The 19,564-nt window shown below is 48.0% G+C and carries 20 protein-coding genes and 1 other RNA gene; 11 read left to right on the top strand and 10 right to left on the bottom strand.

Going from position 1 to position 19,564, the window contains the following annotated elements:
* The first annotated feature begins 80 nt into the window (after window positions 1-80).
* From cshA to fsa, 4 genes are all read left to right on the top strand, one after another.
* The gene (gene cshA / locus AC0LWT_RS01525; protein ID WP_474679440.1) at window positions 81-1,691 is read left to right on the top strand and encodes a degradosome RNA helicase CshA; all 1,611 of its coding nucleotides are present in this window, start codon (window positions 81-83) and stop codon (window positions 1,689-1,691) included.
* 229 nt (window positions 1,692-1,920) lie between these two features.
* Entirely contained in the window at window positions 1,921-2,718 is a 798-nt protein-coding gene (locus AC0LWT_RS01520; RefSeq protein WP_474679842.1) for a YesL family protein, read from the top strand.
* A 53-nt stretch (window positions 2,719-2,771) separates the two neighbouring features.
* A non-coding RNA gene (ssrS, locus tag AC0LWT_RS01515) (6S RNA) lies at window positions 2,772-2,953 on the top strand.
* Between the two features lie 38 nt (window positions 2,954-2,991).
* Entirely contained in the window at window positions 2,992-3,648 is a 657-nt protein-coding gene (gene fsa / locus AC0LWT_RS01510; protein ID WP_474679439.1) for a fructose-6-phosphate aldolase, read from the top strand.
* Window positions 3,649-3,705: 57 nt separating this feature from the next.
* Here the strand turns inward: fsa and AC0LWT_RS01505 are convergent, their stop codons facing one another.
* The 5 genes from AC0LWT_RS01505 to xylB all read right to left on the bottom strand — a co-directional run bounded on the left by AC0LWT_RS01505 (window position 3,706) and on the right by xylB (window position 7,490).
* A complete protein-coding gene (locus tag AC0LWT_RS01505) occupies window positions 3,706-3,843 on the bottom strand; it encodes a hypothetical protein (RefSeq protein WP_474679438.1) in 138 nt (45 codons plus the stop codon).
* Window positions 3,840-4,397, bottom strand: a complete 558-nt coding sequence (locus AC0LWT_RS01500; RefSeq protein ID WP_474679437.1) for an accessory gene regulator B family protein — start codon at window positions 4,395-4,397, stop codon at window positions 3,840-3,842. The genes AC0LWT_RS01505 and AC0LWT_RS01500 overlap by 4 nt, the downstream gene beginning before the upstream one ends.
* Window positions 4,388-5,080: a hypothetical protein gene (locus tag AC0LWT_RS01495; RefSeq protein WP_474679436.1), complete on the bottom strand. Its 693-nt coding sequence runs from the start codon at window positions 5,078-5,080 to the stop codon at window positions 4,388-4,390. The genes AC0LWT_RS01500 and AC0LWT_RS01495 overlap by 10 nt, the downstream gene beginning before the upstream one ends.
* A gap of 167 nt (window positions 5,081-5,247) precedes the next feature.
* Window positions 5,248-5,532, bottom strand: a complete 285-nt coding sequence (locus AC0LWT_RS01490; protein ID WP_474679841.1) for a CPBP family intramembrane glutamic endopeptidase — start codon at window positions 5,530-5,532, stop codon at window positions 5,248-5,250.
* A 428-nt stretch (window positions 5,533-5,960) separates the two neighbouring features.
* Window positions 5,961-7,490, bottom strand: a complete 1,530-nt coding sequence (xylB, locus tag AC0LWT_RS01485; protein WP_474679435.1) for a xylulokinase — start codon at window positions 7,488-7,490, stop codon at window positions 5,961-5,963.
* A 352-nt stretch (window positions 7,491-7,842) separates the two neighbouring features.
* On the opposite strand from xylB, the gene AC0LWT_RS01480 reads away from it, so the two are divergent.
* Both AC0LWT_RS01480 and AC0LWT_RS01475 read left to right on the top strand, forming a co-directional pair.
* Window positions 7,843-9,189, top strand: a complete 1,347-nt coding sequence (locus AC0LWT_RS01480; protein WP_474679434.1) for an Nramp family divalent metal transporter — start codon at window positions 7,843-7,845, stop codon at window positions 9,187-9,189.
* Window positions 9,190-9,348: 159 nt separating this feature from the next.
* A complete protein-coding gene (locus AC0LWT_RS01475) occupies window positions 9,349-9,738 on the top strand; it encodes a DUF1499 domain-containing protein (protein WP_474679433.1) in 390 nt (129 codons plus the stop codon).
* A gap of 58 nt (window positions 9,739-9,796) precedes the next feature.
* On the opposite strand, the gene tpx is transcribed toward AC0LWT_RS01475, so the two are convergent.
* The gene (tpx, locus tag AC0LWT_RS01470; protein ID WP_474679432.1) at window positions 9,797-10,315 is read right to left on the bottom strand and encodes a thiol peroxidase; all 519 of its coding nucleotides are present in this window, start codon (window positions 10,313-10,315) and stop codon (window positions 9,797-9,799) included.
* 164 nt (window positions 10,316-10,479) lie between these two features.
* Between tpx and gltC the strand changes: the two genes are divergently transcribed.
* Window positions 10,480-11,373, top strand: coding sequence for a glutamate biosynthesis transcriptional regulator GltC (gene gltC, locus AC0LWT_RS01465; RefSeq protein WP_474679431.1), 894 nt, complete (start codon window positions 10,480-10,482; stop codon window positions 11,371-11,373).
* A 908-nt stretch (window positions 11,374-12,281) separates the two neighbouring features.
* On the opposite strand, the gene AC0LWT_RS01460 is transcribed toward gltC, so the two are convergent.
* Window positions 12,282-12,971: a zinc metallopeptidase gene (locus tag AC0LWT_RS01460; protein WP_474679430.1), complete on the bottom strand. Its 690-nt coding sequence runs from the start codon at window positions 12,969-12,971 to the stop codon at window positions 12,282-12,284.
* A 20-nt stretch (window positions 12,972-12,991) separates the two neighbouring features.
* Window positions 12,992-13,432: a MerR family transcriptional regulator gene (locus AC0LWT_RS01455; protein ID WP_474679840.1), complete on the bottom strand. Its 441-nt coding sequence runs from the start codon at window positions 13,430-13,432 to the stop codon at window positions 12,992-12,994.
* Between the two features lie 347 nt (window positions 13,433-13,779).
* Between AC0LWT_RS01455 and AC0LWT_RS01450 the strand changes: the two genes are divergently transcribed.
* The 3 genes from AC0LWT_RS01450 to AC0LWT_RS01440 are packed head-to-tail and all read left to right on the top strand — an operon-like array spanning window position 13,780 to window position 17,021.
* A complete protein-coding gene (locus AC0LWT_RS01450; protein WP_474679839.1) occupies window positions 13,780-15,129 on the top strand; it encodes an ammonium transporter in 1,350 nt (449 codons plus the stop codon).
* A gap of 36 nt (window positions 15,130-15,165) precedes the next feature.
* Window positions 15,166-16,248: a DUF294 nucleotidyltransferase-like domain-containing protein gene (locus tag AC0LWT_RS01445; RefSeq protein WP_474679429.1), complete on the top strand. Its 1,083-nt coding sequence runs from the start codon at window positions 15,166-15,168 to the stop codon at window positions 16,246-16,248.
* Window positions 16,249-16,286: 38 nt separating this feature from the next.
* Window positions 16,287-17,021: an exonuclease domain-containing protein gene (locus AC0LWT_RS01440; RefSeq protein ID WP_474679428.1), complete on the top strand. Its 735-nt coding sequence runs from the start codon at window positions 16,287-16,289 to the stop codon at window positions 17,019-17,021.
* Here AC0LWT_RS01440 and AC0LWT_RS01435 read toward each other — a convergent pair.
* Window positions 17,015-17,434: a M67 family metallopeptidase gene (locus AC0LWT_RS01435; protein WP_474679427.1), complete on the bottom strand. Its 420-nt coding sequence runs from the start codon at window positions 17,432-17,434 to the stop codon at window positions 17,015-17,017. The two genes, AC0LWT_RS01440 and AC0LWT_RS01435, sit on opposite strands and share 7 nt — an antisense overlap.
* 122 nt (window positions 17,435-17,556) lie before the next feature.
* Window positions 17,557-18,861 (bottom strand): MFS transporter, encoded by a 1,305-nt coding sequence (locus AC0LWT_RS01430; protein ID WP_474679426.1) that lies wholly within the window; start codon window positions 18,859-18,861, stop codon window positions 17,557-17,559.
* 124 nt (window positions 18,862-18,985) lie between these two features.
* On the opposite strand from AC0LWT_RS01430, the gene AC0LWT_RS01425 reads away from it, so the two are divergent.
* The gene (locus tag AC0LWT_RS01425) at window positions 18,986-19,528 is read left to right on the top strand and encodes a TlpA disulfide reductase family protein (protein ID WP_474679838.1); all 543 of its coding nucleotides are present in this window, start codon (window positions 18,986-18,988) and stop codon (window positions 19,526-19,528) included.
* The last annotated feature ends 36 nt before the right edge of the window (window positions 19,529-19,564 follow it).

Raw genomic sequence — 19,564 nt, 5'->3', positions numbered from 1 at the left:
GACACGGATAGGAAGTCGTACTTAAGGGTAAAAAAGAAACAAGGCATTCGCCTGCCCTGTACAAAAGGAGATTGAATGTATTGAAAACATTTCAAGAATTTGGATTAGAGCCAAAAATTTTGCGCGCAATTACCGAAATGGGCTTTGAAGAGTCCACCCCGATTCAGGAAAAAACGATTCCTCTCGCAATGGAAGGCCGCGATTTAATCGGTCAAGCACAGACCGGAACGGGCAAAACGGCCGCTTTCGGCATTCCGCTTGTCAACAAAATCAACATCACGGAAGAGCGCATTTCCGCATTGATCATGTGCCCTACAAGGGAGCTTGCGATCCAGGTTGCCGAAGAGATCGAAAAGCTGGGAAGATTCAAAGGAATCCGCTCTTTGCCGATCTACGGCGGACAGGATATCGTCAAGCAAATCCGGGCGCTGAAGAAAAAACCGCAAATTATTATCGGAACGCCTGGACGCCTGCTCGATCATATCAACCGCAAAACGATCAAGCTTGACGACGTGAGAACGGTCATTCTGGACGAAGCGGATGAAATGCTCGACATGGGCTTTATGGAAGATATCCAATCCATTTTGAGCCTGGTGCCGGATGAGCGTCATACCATGCTGTTCTCCGCAACGATGCCTGCTAACATTCAGAAGCTTGCGCAGCAGTTCCTGAACAACCCTGAGCATGTATCCGTGATTCCAAAACAAGTCAGCGCGCCGCTTATCGATCAAGCCTACATCGAATTGCACGAAAAGCAAAAATTCGAAGCGCTTAGCCGTTTGCTCGATATGGAAGCGCCGGAGCTGGCGATTATTTTCGGAAGAACCAAACGCAGAGTCGACGAACTCGCCGAAGCGCTGCAAAAAAGAGGCTACGCGGCAGAAGGTTTGCACGGCGACTTGTCCCAAAACCAACGCGACAACGTCATGAGAAAATTCCGCGACGGCAGCATCGATGTCCTCGTTGCTACGGACGTGGCAGCACGGGGCCTGGACGTATCCGGAGTTACGCATGTCGTTAACTTTGACCTTCCGCAAGATCCGGAAAGCTACGTTCACCGTATCGGCCGTACCGGACGGGCAGGTAAAGAAGGTACTGCATGGACTTTCGTAACACCTAGAGAAATCGACCATCTTCATTTTATCGAGAAAGTAACTCGTCATAAAATTAGCAAAAAGCCGCTTCCAAGCTTGGCTGACGCAATCGAAGGCAAGCAAAAAATGACGGCCGAGCGCATTCTTGACATTATGCAAAATGAAGGTCATTCCGAATTCAAAGGTTTGGCAATTCAAATGCTGGAGCAATACGACTCCGTCAATCTGCTTGCCGCAGCCATGAAGCTTCTGACAGGCGAGAAGAAAGAAGTGGATATCGAGCTTACGCCGGAAGAACCGATTCGCGCAAGAAAGAAAAAATTCGACGTGCGCAGCTCGGGCAGACGCGTTGGCGGCGGCGGATATGGTTCCGGCGACCGCAGAAACGACCGTCAAGGCGGCGGCTACGGCTCCAACTCGCGTTATCCGCGTAAAGACGGCGGCCGGGATTACGGCTCCAGAGACGGCGGACGCGATTATCGCGACAACGGTGAAGGACGCAGTTCTTCGGGCCGCGGACGCGACTACAACAACAGCGGAAACCGCGATCGTTCCAAAACTCCGCGCAAAAACGAGGAAACTCTCGTTAACAACTAATTTTTAATACGATAACAAAGGAAGGCGAAGATCATTCATAGATCCTCGCCTTTTACATAATTGAAGGAAAATTGAGTTTGCCTGGTGATTAGAGCAAATATCTTTGACAATACTATAATATGTCATAAAGCCTAGTGGGACTAAACGGCTACCTATGCACACGAAAATAGGCTATAATGGTATCATTACAACCGCTAAGGAGGGCGCAGTTTTGGAGTTTAGAGGAGTTATGGGTGGTTTGTACAGAATAACAGAATGGATCATGCGGCTATCGGTGATCAACATACTCTGGATTTTGTGCTCTGTGCCGGTTTTCTTTTTTGGATTTATGGGGTTGATCAGTCAATCTCCGGATGCATTGTTTTCCACTCTTCCCATAATAGCTATTTTGGCACCGTTTACTTTATTTCCTGCTACGGCTGCAATGTTCACTGTGGCCCGGAAATGGGTTACCGGGGAAGAGGATGTGCCTCTACTAAAAACATTTTTCCGCGGCTATAAAGAAAACTATGTGCAAAGCATGGTTGGCGGAATTATTTTTATTATCGTTATCGCGATCATTATCGTGAACTACCGCTTTTACATCACACAAGGCAGTTCGCTTCGGCTGCTGTCCGTTCTGTTCATTGCCTTCTCGGTAGTGATCGCCATCGCGATCTTCAATTTCTTTTCAATTATGGTGCATCTTCACATGAAAGTGCTGCAAATCGTGAAGAACTCCATTCTGATTTCGATCGGCAGCCCGATCAATTCCATTGTGCTGATCCTGTGCAACGGAGCTATCTTGTATATTTGCTTAACGAAGATGAACTTTTTCCTTGTCGTATTTTTTATGGGCAGCGTTATGGCGACCTTCTCTTTTTGGCAGTTTAACCGCAGCTTTACGAAGCTGCAAATGAAGCAGCAGGAGCTGGAGGAAAAAGCGCAGCAAAATCAGGAGCAGACTGAGAATGAAGAGGGACCGGAAGCCCTTTCAAATACGGCGGAAGAAATGCATAATCCTGACAAAAATGAGAAGACTAAATAGTAAACCTACCAGTTGAAAAACCGCGGGTACGGGACTATAATAAGAACTACAAAAGAATCCTGCGATGTACGTCTCGGTTTTAAGTTGTTTTGAACCAATGACTGTTTCTAGGGAGACCTATATAGAAGCGCGGCTGTCATGCCCTCGAAAAGGGACTTCAAAAACGATTCTGCGGTCACCCACCTGCGAGAGCGGGTTTGAAACGCCAAAACCGGACGGCATATGCGGGTTTTTTTTGTGCCTATATATTATGAAAAATGGTGGTGGAGAACAGTGAAATTGTTTATCGACACAGCAAACGTAAGTGAAATCAGACAAGCCTTTGAACTTGGTGTCATTTCAGGGATTACGACAAATCCATCGCTCGTAGCAAAAGAAGGAAGAGATTTCTTTGAAACGCTCAAAGAAATCATCGGAATTGTAGGCAATATCCCGATCAGCGCGGAAGTCGTATCGCTTGAAGCGCCTGAGATGGTCGAGCAGGGGAAAAAGCTTGCTGCATTAGGCGAAGGCATCGTCATTAAAGTTCCGATGACAGCGGAAGGCCTGAAAGCAACCAAGATCTTCACAAGCCTGGGAATCAAGACAAACGTGACACTCATTTTCTCCTCTACGCAAGCATTGCTGGCTGCACGTGCAGGCGCCACCTACGTTTCGCCGTTTATCGGCCGGCTTGATGATATCAACCAGATCGGAATGAATCTGATTCAAGAAATCAGCCAAATTTTCCAGGTACATAAAATCGAATCCCAAATCATTTCTGCAAGCGTCCGCCACTCCGCACACGTCATTGAAGCAGCACTGCTCGGAGCGGACATCGCGACAGTGCCTTACAAAATCATCGAGAGCATGATGAAGCATCCGCTGACAGATGCAGGAATCGAGAAGTTCACGGCAGACTGGGCAAAAGCGAACCAGAAAGATTTTTAAACGAGAACGTAAAAAGGACCATCTCCAGCTTGTTTCCGGAGATAGTCCTTTTTCTTTTCATTTGGTCCATTTGTCTTTTAGTTCTTGTGGAATTTCTGGGGAGTTTGCTGTCCAACTCAAAGGGCCAGCCAAAGGTACGATCATAGCTACAGCTGCGACTACGAGAGAGATTGCGCCTAACGCGAGTTTTTTCATATATTTGTCCTCCTTTCCACGAGTTTAAATAACTTATCAAATAAAGGAGTGATAGAAATAGCATGATAAATAAAAGTAGCAATAACAAGAGGAGTTGGAAAAAATACGCTTAATAAAATGAGAACTATTGCAATCCACTTTAAATGTTTAATTTTTTCTTGAGAAAATTTGAAAAATACGACAACATTTTTGGGAGCATATAGATATACTGAAATTAGAGCGATCAAAGATAGTGCACATTTCAAAGTGAAACTGGAAATTTCTATATGTGATAAGGATATCATGACAACAGACGAATAAATCATGCATAAAACAACAGATTTAAAGTGCAAGCTTCCAATAAACATCTTGATGATTATTGTAGAAGCAATAACAATAAGTGCTTGCTTGAAATGACCCGTAAAACTACAAACAATTAAAGTCACCATAAAGCTGACAATAATGTTAGCCAGCACCTGAAAAACAAAAACAATTACTTCTCTGGAAGGCGACTGAGGATTGTTTTTTACAGAATAATCGGCAATTTGATAAATCCATTTGTTCACTATATCCATGTAGTATTTCCGTTTCTGTTGTATTTGTCTTTTAACAATTTTTTATTGAATTTGTAAGAATAGAAGACAATAAAAAATATACATATCAACAGGCAAATTGCAATGATAAAATGGAAGATTCCTATATCTATAGTATACAAATATGTAGTAAACACAGCTACCATTAGTGACGCTAGCATACAAGAAGAAACAATAAAAAATAATTTGTTCAGAGGCGGATTGCTGTATATGTTCGGAATCAGAAATCCGAACTTTTTACGGCTAAGAAAAAATGAAGCTGAGTAAAGCGCAGCTGCGGCAGAGAAAAGAACTACATTTCTGGTGAGCTCGGTTATTTCATGTAAATTTACGGTTGTAATCAAATTACCGATCATAAATCCGACTAGCTCTAGGCCAACGCCCAAAAGACCTGAAATAATACCGATCAGCATGCTGAACCATATTGATATTTGAAAAAATACAACCAATGATATGACCCATAAAAATAGCGTGAACATGAATGTGATTAGTGCATTGTGCCAATATGTAGAGAAATAAGCAGATTCTACAGCAAGAAAAAGTGAAATAATGACATGCTTCAATCTTTTATTCTTTTCAATCGGCAATCTAAATAAAACATCTGCGAACGATAGACCCGCCAAAAATTCGATAAAGGAAAACAAGATATTTATCGCAAAATTCATAATGGCACCCACCGTCATTTCAATATTTGATTTTGTTTTATTAAGTTTCGATGCTTCAAATAACTATTTTTCTTTGCTAAACGTGTGCCTTAATATACGAATTAGTAATATAGTACTAATATACTACAAATTACGACAAAAATCGACTAATTTTAATACCATATTGTTTACATACGCGAAGATATGTTCAATATGAAAATTAAATTCAGTACGAAATGGCCTAACAGTGAAGGTATGATAGAATTTGTTTTTTTGTATATATGGCAGAAAATGACGCCGATCATGAAATAAAGCATAAAACCTTGCCAATCATTATGAAGCATGCCAAAAAGTAATGAACTGACAGAAGAACCAATGTAGAAATTCGTTCTTTTGGAGAGTTGGCCAAATATAATTTTTCGAAAAACAACTTCCTCGACAATTGGCGCATTTAGCAGCATATGTACAGACATTATCGGGTATTGAAGCATAAGTTGATGGGGGACAGATATTTGTGTGCTTGTTATAAACAAATTAAATGCAATTTCTAATGTCAGTGGGATTAAAATGCCTATTTGTATCCACTTGCCTAAGGAATTTTTCGAAAAAACTTCTTTAATGCTCAGATTTACATATTCATTACGCAAAAGGTACATAGTTAATGTAAGCGTCAACAACGGAACATATACGACCATAAACTTGTTTAAAGTGAAGTAGGTAGGTACGGTTGCGCATATGTAAACAATTAAAATAATAAGGTAATTTCTTTTTCCGTCCTGTACCATCTAGTTCTCCTTAATTTTACGAGTGTATCTATTAATAGTACATGAAACAAGACAATTGTAAAAGAAGATTTAGTAAAAAAAGCCCTTGCTCAAATTAGGCAAGGGCTGTGATATTCTTATTGCTGAACCAAGTCACTTAATTGATGGAAAGTGCTTTTCAAAGTTCCGTATAAGCTGCGGTATATTTGGTAGTAAGTTTCGTATTGCCGGTGGTTTTCGGCGTTTGGTTCGACGCGGTCGACGATTTGGATCCATTTGTCGCAAAGGGATGTGATGTCTTCGTTGAGCACGCCGGATGCGGCCATGATGGCGGCGCCGTAAGCCGGTCCGTCGGTCGAATTAACGGTGACGACGGGGATGCCGAAGATGTCGGCGATCATTTGGCGCCAGAAAGGGCTTCTTGCGCCTCCGCCGTTCACGCGAAGCTCGGTCACTTCAATACCGGACTCCTTAATAAGCTGCATGGAATCCAACAGCCCGAAGGTAATGCCTTCGAGAAGGGCGCGGGTCAGGTGGGCTTTGCCGTGCCGCATGTTGAGACCGATAAAGCCGCCGCGCGCTTTCGGATCGGGATGCGGTGTGCGCTCCCCGGACAAGTAGGGCAGGAAAATCAGCCCTTCGCTCCCAAGGGGAGCGGTCGCTGCCTCGGACGTCAAAATTTCATAGACGTCCTTGCCTTCCTGCTGCGCCCGTTCGAGTTCCTCGTGCGCAAAATGATTGCGCCACCACTGGAACGAGCCCCCGGCGGCGAGCATAACGCCCATGCGGTGCCATTTGCCCGGCACGCCGTGGCAGAACGAATGAAGCCGGTACGCTTCATCGGCTTGATAGGTGTCGTCGTGTACGAAGACGACACCGGAAGTGCCGAGCGCCACGGACGCGATGCCTTGGCGCACGACGCCGACGCCGACGGCGCCGCAGGCCTGATCGCCGCCGCCGGCGACGATCGGCGTGCCAGCGGCCAGCCCGGTCAGGCTGGCTGCCTCCGGCAGCAGCCGGCCGGCTACGTCGCCGGACTCAAAGAGCGGCGGCAGCCATTCCAGCGGAATGGCGAGCCGCTCGGCCACGGTCTGCGACCAGCGGCGGCCGGCCACGTCCAGCAGCAGCGTGCCGCTGGCGTCGGCGACGTCCATGCCGTACTCGCCCGTCAGGCGCAGCCGGACGTAGTCCTTCGGCAGCAGCAGGTGCCGCACGCGCGCGTAATGCTCCGGCTCATGCTGCCGGAGCCAAATGACTTTGGGCGCTGTAAAGCCGGTCAGCGCCCGGTTCCCGGTGAGGCGGCCAAGCTCGTCTTTGCCGACCGCCTCTTCGATATAAGCGCACTGCTCCGCCGTGCGCTGGTCGCACCACAGCAGCGCAGGCCGGATGACCTGCTGCGCTTCGTCAAGGAACACCGACCCGTGCATCTGGCCGGAGAAGCCGATTCCGGCTACCTCGCTGCCGGGGATGCCGGTCTTGTCCAGTAAGGCACGGATGCCCTGCACCGTGCCGTTCCACCAATCTTCCGGATGCTGCTCGGCCCATCCCGGATGAGGCTGCTGCAGCGGATATTCGACGCTGTGGCTCGCGATAACCCGGCCGGAGTCATCGACAAGAATGCATTTAACCGCGGAAGTTCCCAAATCCAACCCTAAAAAATACGGCATAGCCAATACCTCCTGGAAAAGCGTGCAGTCATGTTCAATTGCACGACCTTTGTTTGTTTAGTGAATATACAAAGATAACTGGTATAGTATATTCGCACTTTTCATCAGAAATCCTTCTTTTTGAAAGAAGGAAATTGCCGCTCGCACATCAACACAGTTCCTTTCATATGATCGTATTGAGCTTCATTGCTGAGATCGCCTTTGTCGAGATCAATAATGTTTCCATAGGGAAACTTTTTTTCGCATTCACATAAGTTTTTGCCTGTAGCATAAATTGAAAATGTGTAGTATAATGACCATAGAAAGTTTCCCGGGGACAACATTATTGGTCGAGAGAAAGAAGGGATTCAACATGGAAGTGGCTTACAAAACTGAAAAACAGGAGTCAAGCGGATGGAAACGACATTCACCTATGCCGAGTTTGCCTGAAGTGCACCAAAGCTTGGCAGTGCCGAAAAAGGCCGGCTTCTTTCGTAAGCTGCTTGCTTTCATAGGACCGGGCTATCTTGTGGCCGTCGGATACATGGACCCCGGCAACTGGGCAACCGATTTGGCCGGCGGATCGCAGTTCGGCTACACGCTGCTTTCGGTCATTTTAATATCGAACTTGATGGCGATTTTGCTGCAGGCTTTATCCAGCCGTCTGGGCATTGTAACGGGCAGGGATTTGGCGCAAGCATGCCGGGATCATTATAGCAAACCTGTTTCATTCGTTCTTTGGATTTTATGCGAATTGGCTATTGCAGCCTGCGATTTGGCCGAAGTGATCGGCGCGGCGATCGCCCTGAACTTATTGTTCGGCATCCCGCTCGTATACGGCGTAATTATTACTGCCGTTGATGTTTTGATCGTACTTATGCTCCAGAAAAAGGGCTTCCGTTATATTGAAGCGATGGTCATCAGTCTGATGGCTGTCATCACGATCTGCTTTGTATTTGAAATGATTTTCTCAAAACCCGAGTTTCAAGCCGTCGCCGCAGGTTTTATCCCGACAACCGAGATCGTGACGAATCCTGCGATGCTGTACATCGCGCTCGGCATTCTTGGCGCAACCGTGATGCCGCATAATTTGTACCTGCACTCCTCCATTGTCCAAACCCGTGACTACGAACGGACTGTGGAAGGAAAGCGCTCGGCCATTCGTTTTGCAACGATTGATTCGACGGTTGCTCTCATGCTCGCTTTGTTCGTGAATGCCGCTATACTCATTTTGTCCGCCGCGGCGTTTCATTCGGCCGGCCAAGAAGTAGCGGAAATTCAAGACGCTTATAAGCTGTTGGGCCCGATGCTTGGAACCGGCGCCGCCAGCATTTTGTTCGGAGTCGCGCTGCTCGCTTCAGGGCAAAACTCTACCTTGACCGGAACGCTAGCCGGACAAATTGTGATGGAAGGCTTCCTGAATATTCGGCTAACCCCATGGCTGCGCCGCTTGATTACGCGCATGATCGCGATCGTACCCGCCGTTATTGTGATCGCCATTTCCGGCGAAAAAGGCGCTACCGATTTGCTCGTTCTTAGCCAGGTTATTCTTTCTTTGCAGCTGTCGTTTGCCGTCATCCCGCTTGTCAAATTTACTTCCGACCGCAAGAAAATGGGCGAACTCGTCATTCCGGTGTGGCTGCGCGTGCTCAGTTGGTTCGTAGCCATTGTGATAGCAGGGCTAAATGCTTATCTGCTTTACAGAACTTTTTTCGGATAATCGCATATTTATAGAAATCGGGCAAGGGTGTTTGCATCCTTGCTTTTTTCATTTGCTTTTCATTTTTCCTCTTTTGCTTGGGCTTAATCAGTGGTAAGATAGTGGTTAGTGTAGAAATGGCAAGCGGTCTATACACTTCATTGAAGGGGGAGCAGGCTTTTGCTAAAGAGAACTTTAATTGGGTTGGTTCGCAGCCACGAAACGACCGGAGAGAGAGCCAGAGATCCATTGCTCAAAACAAGGTATTACAAGCTGCCCAAAGATCAGGTTTGGGATGAAATTACCGCAATGCTCAAGAAAACGCCAGGATACAAGCTGCTGCATGAAGTGAAAAATGTCGGTGAGATCGTCGCTGAACGAAGAACGATGCTCGGCAGGACGCAGGATGTTACGCTGACCCTGTTTGCCATTAACCCGGTTAAAACCGCTGTTGATATTTATTCCGCCTCCCGCGGCTCTATGGGAGATCTCGGTTCGAACTATCGTACGATACTTGATATTTACAAACAATTGGACCGGAAGCTCGCTTCATATAAAATTGACGGTTAATAAAAACAGCAGGGAAGCTTGGCCTCCTTGCTGTTTTTATTTATTTCGTATGTTGAAATTAGAGAAGTTTTTTCACAGCGTCGATAGCTGCTTCATAGTTAGGGTGAGCTGTCATTTCGCTCAAGTATTCTACATATTGAACCGTGTCGTTAGCGTCGATGACGAAAATGGAACGCATATCAAGCTGCAATTCCTTGATCAGTACGCCGTAAGCTTCGCCGAACGATTTGGATTTGTAGTCGGACAGGGTTACTACTTTATCTACACCTGCCGCTCCGCACCAGCGGGATTGGGCAAATGGCAGGTCAACGCTGACTGTAAGAATGATAACATTGTCGCCAAGGTTCGCTGCTTCTTCGTTGAAACGGCGGGTTTGCGCGTCGCAAACGCCTGTATCCAATGATGGAACAACGCTGATCAGTTTCACTTTGCCGGCATAATCCGCGAGGGAAACTTGTGTCATCAGATCTTTGTTGACTTTGAAGTCAGGCGCTTTGTCGCCTGCTTTGACTTCCGGTCCGATCAATGTAATCGGATTGCTTTTAAAGGTAGCCACACCTGTACGTTCTTGTGCCATGATTACTGTTTCCTCCTTTATTTTCCATGCCAAGTATCAACTATTTCATTATAAGCTTTTTGAAGTTAGGTTGTCCAATCGGTTTTATAAGGCTATAATTAAAGCCAAGTATGCGAACGGAACGTGCAGTGAATGCTGCCATTACATTTGGGGGAAGCAAAATCGTGGAGCTAAGACAACTGCAATATTTTGTGAAAGTTGCCAGAAAACAGCACGTTACCCAGGCCGCTGAGGAGTTGCACGTGGCGCAGTCTGCCGTCAGCCGGCAAATTCATTTGCTTGAGCAGGAACTGGGTGTAAGTTTGTTCGTACAAAAAGGCCGCAATCTGCATCTGACTTCCGTAGGTCAGTTGTTTCTGAGCAGAGTTGAAGGCATTTTGACCGATTTGGAGCGCGCTGTCGGGGAAATTCACGAATTTCTCGATCCTGAAGCGGGGGAAATCCGCATCGGCTTTCCGCACAGCCTGGTTATCAATTTGCTGCCGTCGGTCATCGCGGCTTTTAAAAAGGATCATCCGAATGTGAAGTTCAGGCTGCGCCAGGGCACATATAACAGCCTGATTCGCGATGTGACGAAGGGCGAGCTGGATCTTGCTTTTATTTCACCTTTCCCGGAAACGCACGAGCTGGTAACAGGTGAAATTTTGCTGACGGAGGAGCTTTACGCCATTTTGCCGGCCAACCATATTTTGTCGGAATATAACTCGATTCGGCTGGAACAGTTGAAGGACGAATCGTTCGTCATGTTCAAGGAAGAGTACACGCTAAGGTCGATTGTAATGGAAGCGTGCCTGAAAGCCGGTTTTACGCCGAAAATCGATTTTGAAGGGGAAGAGACCGACACGATTCGCGGTCTTGTCGCGGCAGGCATGGGCGTCAGCTTGCTGCCGGCCATGGCGCTGGTCGAAGGCGGAGCGCTCCAGCCGGCGAAAATCCGCGTTACGGACCCGCAGGTCACCCGGACGGTCGGTTTAATAAAGCGCAGCGGGGAAAAGCTGCCGCTTGTCGCCGATGTGTTCAGCCGGTTTCTGAACGAGTATTTTCAGATCAAGAAATAATAAAGCGCTATCCTGTTGAGAGCGCTAGCATGCCCCCAAAGGCGTCTCCGTAACCACCGTATTTGTGGGGAGGCGTCTTTTTTTGGCGACAAAATGACCGTCCTGCGACAGAAAACCTGCGAAAACTCTCAAGACGCCGTGGACGTCACCCCGCGTAAATGAAAATAATCAGGCCTGCTGTGTTTATTTTCGTATAAAGGTGTAGCATTCCCCAATTGGAATGGGGCTGAGTCTATGTATTAGCGGAAAAACCTGCGTAGTCCAGGCTGTTGAGAAAACGCAACGCTGGAGAGGCTCATCTCTATTAACGCGTAGAACACCCGCAAGAATGAGATTACTAAAGTGACGGGGTAGAGGAATCGGAAGAGGCGCAGCCGCTGTTCTCCGACCCACCTTTCCTGCTGCATGGGTTGCGGGAGCTGAAGTGGGGGGATAGGGCGGCTTGGTAAGGAAAAAACTGCGAAAGTGCAGGTTTTTTCCGTGAAAATGGTTCATTCGGGCGAAAAGCCTGCGATTGTGCAGGAATTTTCAATGAAAATGGATCTGAGCCCATGTTCGCCGCGAAAAGCCTGCACATTTGCAGGAATATGTCGTGGGCAGCGTATCCATCGAGCAAAAACTGTACTTTTGCAGGTTTTTTCGTGCAAACAGGTGGAATGTACGACCGGCTCTGACGTGGGGGGGCTGGGCAGTCTCACATGTGCAAAAATGTTTCGCTACGGGCGCTCTTTATACGAAAATGGAACGCAGTAGACCTGTTTATTTGCCTACTGTCGGGGTGGTGCTTAGACGTCATGGGGAGTCTTACAGGATTTCTTCGTGTGCTGCCAAACTGGTGGGCTCAGCTCCAGCGGCGGAGTCACAAAAAAAGGACGAAGCAGCTGTAACTTTTGCTTCGTCCTTTTTTGTTAATCGTCATTGCTGCGGCTGTTGAATATCATAATGTACTTGAGCAGCTCCAGCACGGAGATCAGGGCTGCGGCTACGTAGGTGAGCGCCGCGGCGTTCAGTACTTTGGCTACGCCGCGTTCTTCCTCGTTGGAGATGAATCCTTCGGCAACCATCAGTTCGCGGGCTCGCGAGCTTGCATTGAACTCGACGGGCAAAGTAACCAACTGGAAGGCTACGGCTGCCGCGAAGAACAAAATGCCGATTCCCAGAAGCCAAGGAATCTGCTGGAAGAAGAATCCGGCGAGGATCAGGATTGGCGCAACTCCGGAAGCGAAGTTGACGACAGGGAACATCTGATGTCTCATGACGAGCATCGGGTAGTGGACTTTGTGCTGAATCGCATGGCCGACTTCATGGCAGGCGACGGAAACGGCCGAGATCGAGCTTTCGTAGTAAACGGGCTCCGACAGCCGAACTACTCTGGCGATCGGGTCGTAATGGTCGGTGAGCGTTCCCTGAACCGCTTCTACGGGCACGTCGTAGAGTCCGTTGGCATCGAGCATCCTTCTGGCGGCTTGAGCGCCGGTCATTCCGGAATATACGGGAACTTCCGACCACTTGTTGAACGTCCCCCTTACGCGAAACGAAGCCCACAAGGAAAGTCCGAATGCAATTATAATGAGAAAATCCATCGGGTGAAAAAACATACGCATTCCTCCATATTCAATTATGAGAATGGATTTTTGCCCAGCAGGATCACAAGCGCTTCAATGCAGGCAGCAGTTGGCTGCGTTAAGATTTTATAAAGTTTTTTCAGCTGATTCGGTTTGAGCTGCTGAATGATCGGTCCGAGTTCTTTGGCTTCCTTGGCGACCTGCTCCAAATGAAGCTGCATCGATGTAAGCTTATCTCTCACCGTATCGTCCTGAGACACTTTATTCAATTGCTGCAAGCTCGCTTTGATTTCCTCAAGGCTGTACTTCTCGCTCTTCATCTTTTCAATACGTTTGAGCAAGTTCAAAGTTTCATCGCTGTATAGTCGATAATTCGTATCCGATCTTGTTTCAGGTTCGATCAATCCCAGCTTGGTGTAGTAATCGATGGTCCGGGGACTGACATTGGCCAGTCTTGCTAATTCTCCGATTTTATAGAGCTTATTTCCCACTATCAATCACCTCTGCTCCACGTTTTCTTCGAAATTACCATATAGAAATATGATACCTGATTGCAAACCATACAGTCAAACGTAATGCTTCAGTTCATCAAATATACAAAACTGCACAGCTTGTTCGATACATTCCCTAACATTGATTTTTATATATTATGGTAAAACACGAATTATGAATGTCAGATGTGAGGTTATTTTTCGTTTTTTTTGTTTTTTTAAAGAAAATCCTATTGTCAAACCGTATCTTCCTGTATATAATGACATTAAGAATTTCATTATATGTTATTTAATCTAACATTAAAGGAAGTGGTCGTGTGGTTAAGAAGTTTTTGTTAGCTTTTGGCATCATGGCATTGTTGTTCCCTACTCTGGCATTTGCGGAAGATCCGACTACTCCTCAACTGCAAAGTGCGGTGAACGCAGTTTGGGTTATGCTGGCAGCTATTCTGGTTATCTTCATGCAAGCGGGCTTTGCGCTTCTTGAAGCAGGTTCGACTCGAATGAAGAATGCGGGGCATGTCGCCGGCAAAACGATTTTGACCTTCGGCATTTGCGCGATCGCCTTCTGGGCCGTAGGGTTCGGTCTTGCCTTTGGCGACGGCAACGCCTTCTTCGGAGAAACGGGATTTTTCGTTTCCGGGTTGGAAGATCAAGCGAAAGCGGCGTTCGGCTCGCTGGCAGCTGTCGATGTTCCGGTATCGATTAAGTTCCTGTTTCAATTAGCTTTTGCAGGCGTATCTTTGGCGATCGCTTGGGGCGGTTTTGCCGAAAGAGCGAAGCTTTCCGTTTACTTCATCTTTAGTATCCTGTTTACGATCGTCATTTATCCGATTGTCGCTCACTGGGTATGGGGCGGCGGCTGGTTGGCCCAACTTGGCATGCAGGATTTTGCAGGTTCGACGGTCGTCCATCTTCAAGGCGCGACTGCCGCTCTTGTCGCCACGATCTTGCTGAAACCTCGTATTGGTAAATATAATAAAGATAAAACGGTCAATTTGATTCCAGGCCATAACCAAGTTTTGTCCGTACTCGGCGTTATTATTCTCTGGATCGGCTGGTTTGGATTCAATGCAGGAAGTACTGTAAGCGCAATGGGCGACGGCTTTTTCGGCTATGTAGCGCTGACTACGAATATGGCTGCCGCGGCAGGCGGTGTCGCAGCCTTGGTTATCTCCTGGATGTACTTCGGAAAAGCCGACATTCCAAGCATGTTGAACGGTGTTCTTGCAGCGCTTGTAGCGATTACGGCTGCTTGTGCCTACGTTGATACTTGGGCAGCTATCGTAATTGGCGCCTTGTCCGGTATTATTACTTTCTTCACGTCTCAATGGTTTGAAAAATTAGGCATCGACGATCCGATCTTCGCATTCTCCGTACACGGTATCGCAGGTATTTGGGGAACGCTGTCCACAGGCTTGTTCGCTACGCCGGAACTGGCTGCTAAAGCTGCGGTCGGCGGACCCGGATTGTTCTATGGCGGCGGATTCCACCAATTGGGAGTTCAAGCGCTCGGCGTGTTCGGCGCATTCATATTCGTTCTCGTACTTTCCTTCATTATTCTGGGTATCGTGAAAGCCACTGTAGGCCTCCGCGTAACGGAAGAAGAAGAAATCATCGGTCTGGACTTGTCGGAACACGGTTCCTACGGCTATCCGGAGCAAATGAAAAAAGCGAACCAAAGCGGTGTTTCCGTATAAAAAGAACGATTACTTACTAGGCAAAGGGGATGCAACATGAAACATCTCTCAATGGAACAGATCATGGAACGCATTCATCAATCCGAACAGTTCGATGAGATGCGGATTACCAGGGATCAGGTACATGAGATGTTTCGGGAGCATCTCTTTTTCTCCTATTCCTCTCAGTTGGGGATGGATATCAACAGGGTTCATGATGCCCTGATCTGCAGAACCGTTCAATTGGCTGAACAAATTTTGGAAGATCAAGGGTTGGGCCGTCCTCCGGTACCTTATGCGTTTATGCTGTTCGGCAGCGGCGGCAGAAGCGAGCAAACGCTGTGGAGCGACCAGGACAACGGGTTTATTTACGAGGATAGTCCCGAACATTCCGAGGAAGAGCTGGAGCTGTATTTTTCTCAACTGGTGGATTGCATCCTTCAAGGCTTGCATGTGCTAGGCTATCCGCCTTGTCAAGGAAATGTCGTGTCAAGCAACAAGCAGTGGCGGAAGCCACTGTCCCAGTACGTGAACATGCTGAACGGGTGGTTCGGAGAGCCGACCTGGGAGCATGTCCGGTATTTGCTCATTGTTGCGGATATGCGCTGCATTTACGGCTCGGAGGCGCTGGTGAACAAGCTTAAGGCGGAGTTTTTGGATTATGTGGGGGCGCATCCGCCCATACTTCGGTTTTTGCTGTCCAATACGCTGCATCACAAAATTTCGTTAGGCGTGTTCGGTCATTTAATTACGGAGCGCTACGGCGAAGATGCAGGCGGGTTCGATATTAAATACGGGGCCTATATTCCGATTGTGAACGGGATTCGTTTGTTAGCGATACAATTCGCTGTTCATCCCTCATCTACGCTGGAGAGGATAGATCGGCTGACGGAAGCGGGCGTCGTAACGGAGGAAGCGGCCAAGGGATGGCGCGAAGCTTTTGCGATTGCTTTGAAGCTTCGGGATTTGACGCCGTTCCAAATCGACAACGGATTGTATACGACAAGGAGCAAGCTGGGCGCGGAGCAGCTTACCAAAGAGCGTAAGCAGGAGCTGAAGCAGTGCTTGCGGGTCGGAATGGAATTGCAAAAATATGTGAAAAAGTCGGTTGAAACGCAAATAGAGAGAGAAAAGGGTTAGATATACGGATCGGATAAGGCAGAAAGGAGTGAATTGCGATGAAGGACATGCGCCCTGCGGGTCGTATGTGGCATTTGTATAAAATGGGAGGCCTGACGCCTGCCATTACTTCCATGTTTGATGTGCAAAGCGCGCAGCAGATGGCGTTTATTCGCTCGATGCTCAAGGAGCAGCGGAAAAATTCTCTTTTTGATATGCCGCTTCATTCGATGGAGCTCGTTGTGTTTGATTTGGAGACGACCGGTTTTGCACCCTATAACGGGGACGAAATTATTTCTTTTGGCGCGGTATCCGTAGTCGGCGGTCAAATTATGGAGGATCAAACTTTTTACAGTGTGGTCAATCCCAAAAGAAAAATACCGGATGACATCATACGGCTTACCGGAATTACGAATGAAATGGCCGCGGATGCGCCGGATTTGATCCAGGTTTTGCGGGATTTTCTAGAGTTTGTCGGGCAAAAAGTGCTTGTCGCCCATGCGACCGGCCATGATAAAAACTTTTTGAATGCGGCATTATGGAGAACATCCAAAGTCAGCCTTTCCCACCGGGTGCTGGATACGATGATGATCGCCAAATGGCTGATGCCGAAGCGGAAAGATTTGAGCCTCGACGCTCTGCTCGATGCGTACGAAATTCCGGTTACCCAGCGCCATCATGCGCTTGAGGATTCTTTGATGACGGCGAAGCTGTGGTCCAGGTTTATGGAAGAAATCCGCTCCAGAGATGTCGACACGCTCGGAGATTTGTACGCTTTGTTAAGCCATCACTGATCGATCGCAAACGCAAGTTTGTGAAAGGAGATCGGGGCGGCTTTTTTTATTTGAAACACGCCGATTTCGGGCTTGCGTTCGTCCTGCAGCGATATAATCCAATACGTAGGCAGGGTATGCCATAGCGTGGACAGATCTTCTTGCGAAGGCGCGGCCGGAGCTGCGGGGTGGGAGTGATAGATGCCGACAACATTTGCATCCGGTTTTAGCAGCAGGGGGATAATTTCCGCGGGACTCATCTCAAAACGGCGCTCAGGCTGCAGGGCTTGATTGCTGACGGGAATGATGGAGGAAATTTCGAAGCCGTGCGCCAAGCGAATGCCTGTCAGGAAACCGCACGCTTCGTTTGGAAGCGCTTTTTTGCAGGTGGCGATCAGATGTTCGTATAAGCTTTTTTGGATGCGGACGTGCATCGGCTCTCCCTCCTTCCTGATACAACGCATTATACAAGGTTGGCATCAAAAAAAACAGACTCCCGGGGGAGCGGGGAGCCTGACTGGGAGTCTGTCCGACGGAGTTACTTTTGTGCATACTCCTAGCTGATTTTGCCCTGCGGTTTGATCAGGAAGAAGACGAGGCCCAGCGTGATCAGCGAGAGCGAAGAAACGGTGATGAAAACGGTCTGATTCGATATTTTCATCAGCCATTCGAAAATCGGCGGCCCGAAAGCGACACCAATAAACCGCAGGCTGTTGTAGATGGATGTGATCATGCCGCGCTGCTCCTTTTCGACCGAGCCGGTAATCATCGTGTTCAGGCAGGGCAGCAGCAAGCCTGTGCCTACGGCGCTTAAGGTCAATAAACCGATAAATACATACAGGTTGGAGAAAAAGAATATGGTTAGGCCGAGCGATACGGTCATCAACAAAAGCCCGATGTTCATCAGCCAGCGCATTAAGGTGCCGTTTTTTTTGATCAGCGCCCCGGTTGTGTACGAGGTGACGACCATGCCCAGCAGCGGGATGGCGAGGACAAGGCCTTTTTTCACACCGTCAATGTTGTATGGCGCGCCTTCCAAGATGTCGGATAAATAGAACAGGACGCCGAACAAAATAAACAACGCTAATGAACCGGCGAAAAAGGAAGTGATGAGCCATCTGCCCTTTTGCTTGAGGATGCTGCCGATTTGCCCGATGTAGGGTTTTAGCTTTTGCGGTTCTTTCGTTTTTTTCGGTTCTTTGATGATGAAAATGACAGCAAGCAAAGATAACGCGCAAAACGCCGGAAACGCGAAAAAAGGCGCGTACCAGACGATCAAGGCGAGCAGCGATCCCGCAATCGGGCTTAACACTTTTCCGGCGCCGTTCGACGCTTCCGTTAGGCCGAGGGCTTTGCTTTCGGTTGCTCCTTTGTATAGATCCCCGACCAAAGCCATCGCGATAGGAGCTGTTCCTGCGGCTCCCAGGCCTTGAATGGCCCTGGCGATAATAAGTACGGTATATGACTTCCAAATTGCTCCGAAGCCGGCCAGGACGCCTGCAGCCCCGTATATGATCAACGAAGGTATAATCACGGCTTTGCGCGAGAACCGATCCGAGAAATAACCGGAAATCGGAATAATGAGTCCGGCGGTTACGGAAAACAGGGAAATGACGAGACTGCTTTGAAAGCGCGAGATACCGAGCTGATTTTGCAGCTCCGGCAGTATCGGGACGAGCATGGAATTGCCGAGCACGAGCACTAAAGGGATCGTCGCGATGGCGATGAACTGCCAGATCATGCCTTTCATTTGCTGCCCTTGCTTGCCGCCTCCGCTGTCCTGCTTGGTGCGCTGAACCGGTTGGTCAGGAACTTCGCTTTCGAATGCGATATTGAGCCTTCTTGTTTTTGTTTTTTCCATGGTGCGACTCCTTCCCGTACAACAATGTAATCTTACTGTCTCCTTGTCCAGGCAATGTCATTCTTTTTTTTCGTTTTCAGATGTTGGAATTTCGGCGCAATTGGAGATAATATAGACAGTGGAGGTGCAAACATTGAAAAGGAATGCGCTCATACTCGCGATTGTTGTGTTTCTGACGGGATTTGCCGTATATCAAAACGTAGATCATGCGAATCAGGAAACGGTTTTGCCTACGGAACAGGCGGCCAAACCGAATTTTCTGGCACCGCCGTTCGCATTGAACGGGCTTGACGGCAAAGAATATACGGTCGGCGGTCAACGGGACAAGCCGATGCTGGTCAATTTTTGGGCATCCTGGTGCGGGCCTTGCAAGGAAGAAGCGCCGGATTTGGTGAACGTGTACAACAAATACAAGGGGCAGTTCGACCTTTATGCGGTTAACGTAACGCCCGGAGATAAGATGGACAATATTAAGAAGTTTGTGGAGGAGTACAAATTTCCGTTCCCGGTGCTGCTCGACAAGCAGGGGACGAATGCGGATACATACGGGGTTATTGCGATACCGACCAGCTTTTTGATCGACAAGCAGGGCGTTATTCGCGAGGTGATCCATGTCGTATCGCCCAAAGAGCTGGACAAAAAGATCGCGGGCCTGATCAAAAACTAAAGAAAAAGCTGCAAAAAGCGCTGAATCATCAGGCTG

It is taken from the genome of Paenibacillus sp. sgz302164, from assembly GCF_056120505.1.
The sequence above is the reverse complement of the archived record's forward strand: the minus strand, read 5'-3'. Positions and strand labels throughout refer to the sequence as shown.

What these genes read in the sequence shown, in the direction of transcription:
- AC0LWT_RS01520 (WP_474679842.1), top strand. Translation starts at nt 1,921, where the DNA reads ATGGGTGGTTTGTACAGAATAACAGAATGGATCATGCGGCTATCGGTG.
- AC0LWT_RS01505 (WP_474679438.1), bottom strand. Translation starts at nt 3,843, where the DNA reads ATGAAAAAACTCGCGTTAGGCGCAATCTCTCTCGTAGTCGCAGCTGTA.
- AC0LWT_RS01500 (WP_474679437.1), bottom strand. Translation starts at nt 4,397, where the DNA reads ATGGATATAGTGAACAAATGGATTTATCAAATTGCCGATTATTCTGTA.
- AC0LWT_RS01495 (WP_474679436.1), bottom strand. Translation starts at nt 5,080, where the DNA reads ATGAATTTTGCGATAAATATCTTGTTTTCCTTTATCGAATTTTTGGCG.
- AC0LWT_RS01490 (WP_474679841.1), bottom strand. Translation starts at nt 5,532, where the DNA reads ATGTCTGTACATATGCTGCTAAATGCGCCAATTGTCGAGGAAGTTGTT.
- xylB (WP_474679435.1), bottom strand. Translation starts at nt 7,490, where the DNA reads ATGCCGTATTTTTTAGGGTTGGATTTGGGAACTTCCGCGGTTAAATGC.
- AC0LWT_RS01480 (WP_474679434.1), top strand. Translation starts at nt 7,843, where the DNA reads ATGGAAGTGGCTTACAAAACTGAAAAACAGGAGTCAAGCGGATGGAAA.
- tpx (WP_474679432.1), bottom strand. Translation starts at nt 10,315, where the DNA reads ATGGCACAAGAACGTACAGGTGTGGCTACCTTTAAAAGCAATCCGATT.
- AC0LWT_RS01460 (WP_474679430.1), bottom strand. Translation starts at nt 12,971, where the DNA reads ATGTTTTTTCACCCGATGGATTTTCTCATTATAATTGCATTCGGACTT.
- AC0LWT_RS01450 (WP_474679839.1), top strand. Translation starts at nt 13,780, where the DNA reads ATGGCATTGTTGTTCCCTACTCTGGCATTTGCGGAAGATCCGACTACT.
- AC0LWT_RS01445 (WP_474679429.1), top strand. Translation starts at nt 15,166, where the DNA reads ATGAAACATCTCTCAATGGAACAGATCATGGAACGCATTCATCAATCC.
- AC0LWT_RS01440 (WP_474679428.1), top strand. Translation starts at nt 16,287, where the DNA reads ATGAAGGACATGCGCCCTGCGGGTCGTATGTGGCATTTGTATAAAATG.
- AC0LWT_RS01435 (WP_474679427.1), bottom strand. Translation starts at nt 17,434, where the DNA reads ATGCACGTCCGCATCCAAAAAAGCTTATACGAACATCTGATCGCCACC.
- AC0LWT_RS01430 (WP_474679426.1), bottom strand. Translation starts at nt 18,861, where the DNA reads ATGGAAAAAACAAAAACAAGAAGGCTCAATATCGCATTCGAAAGCGAA.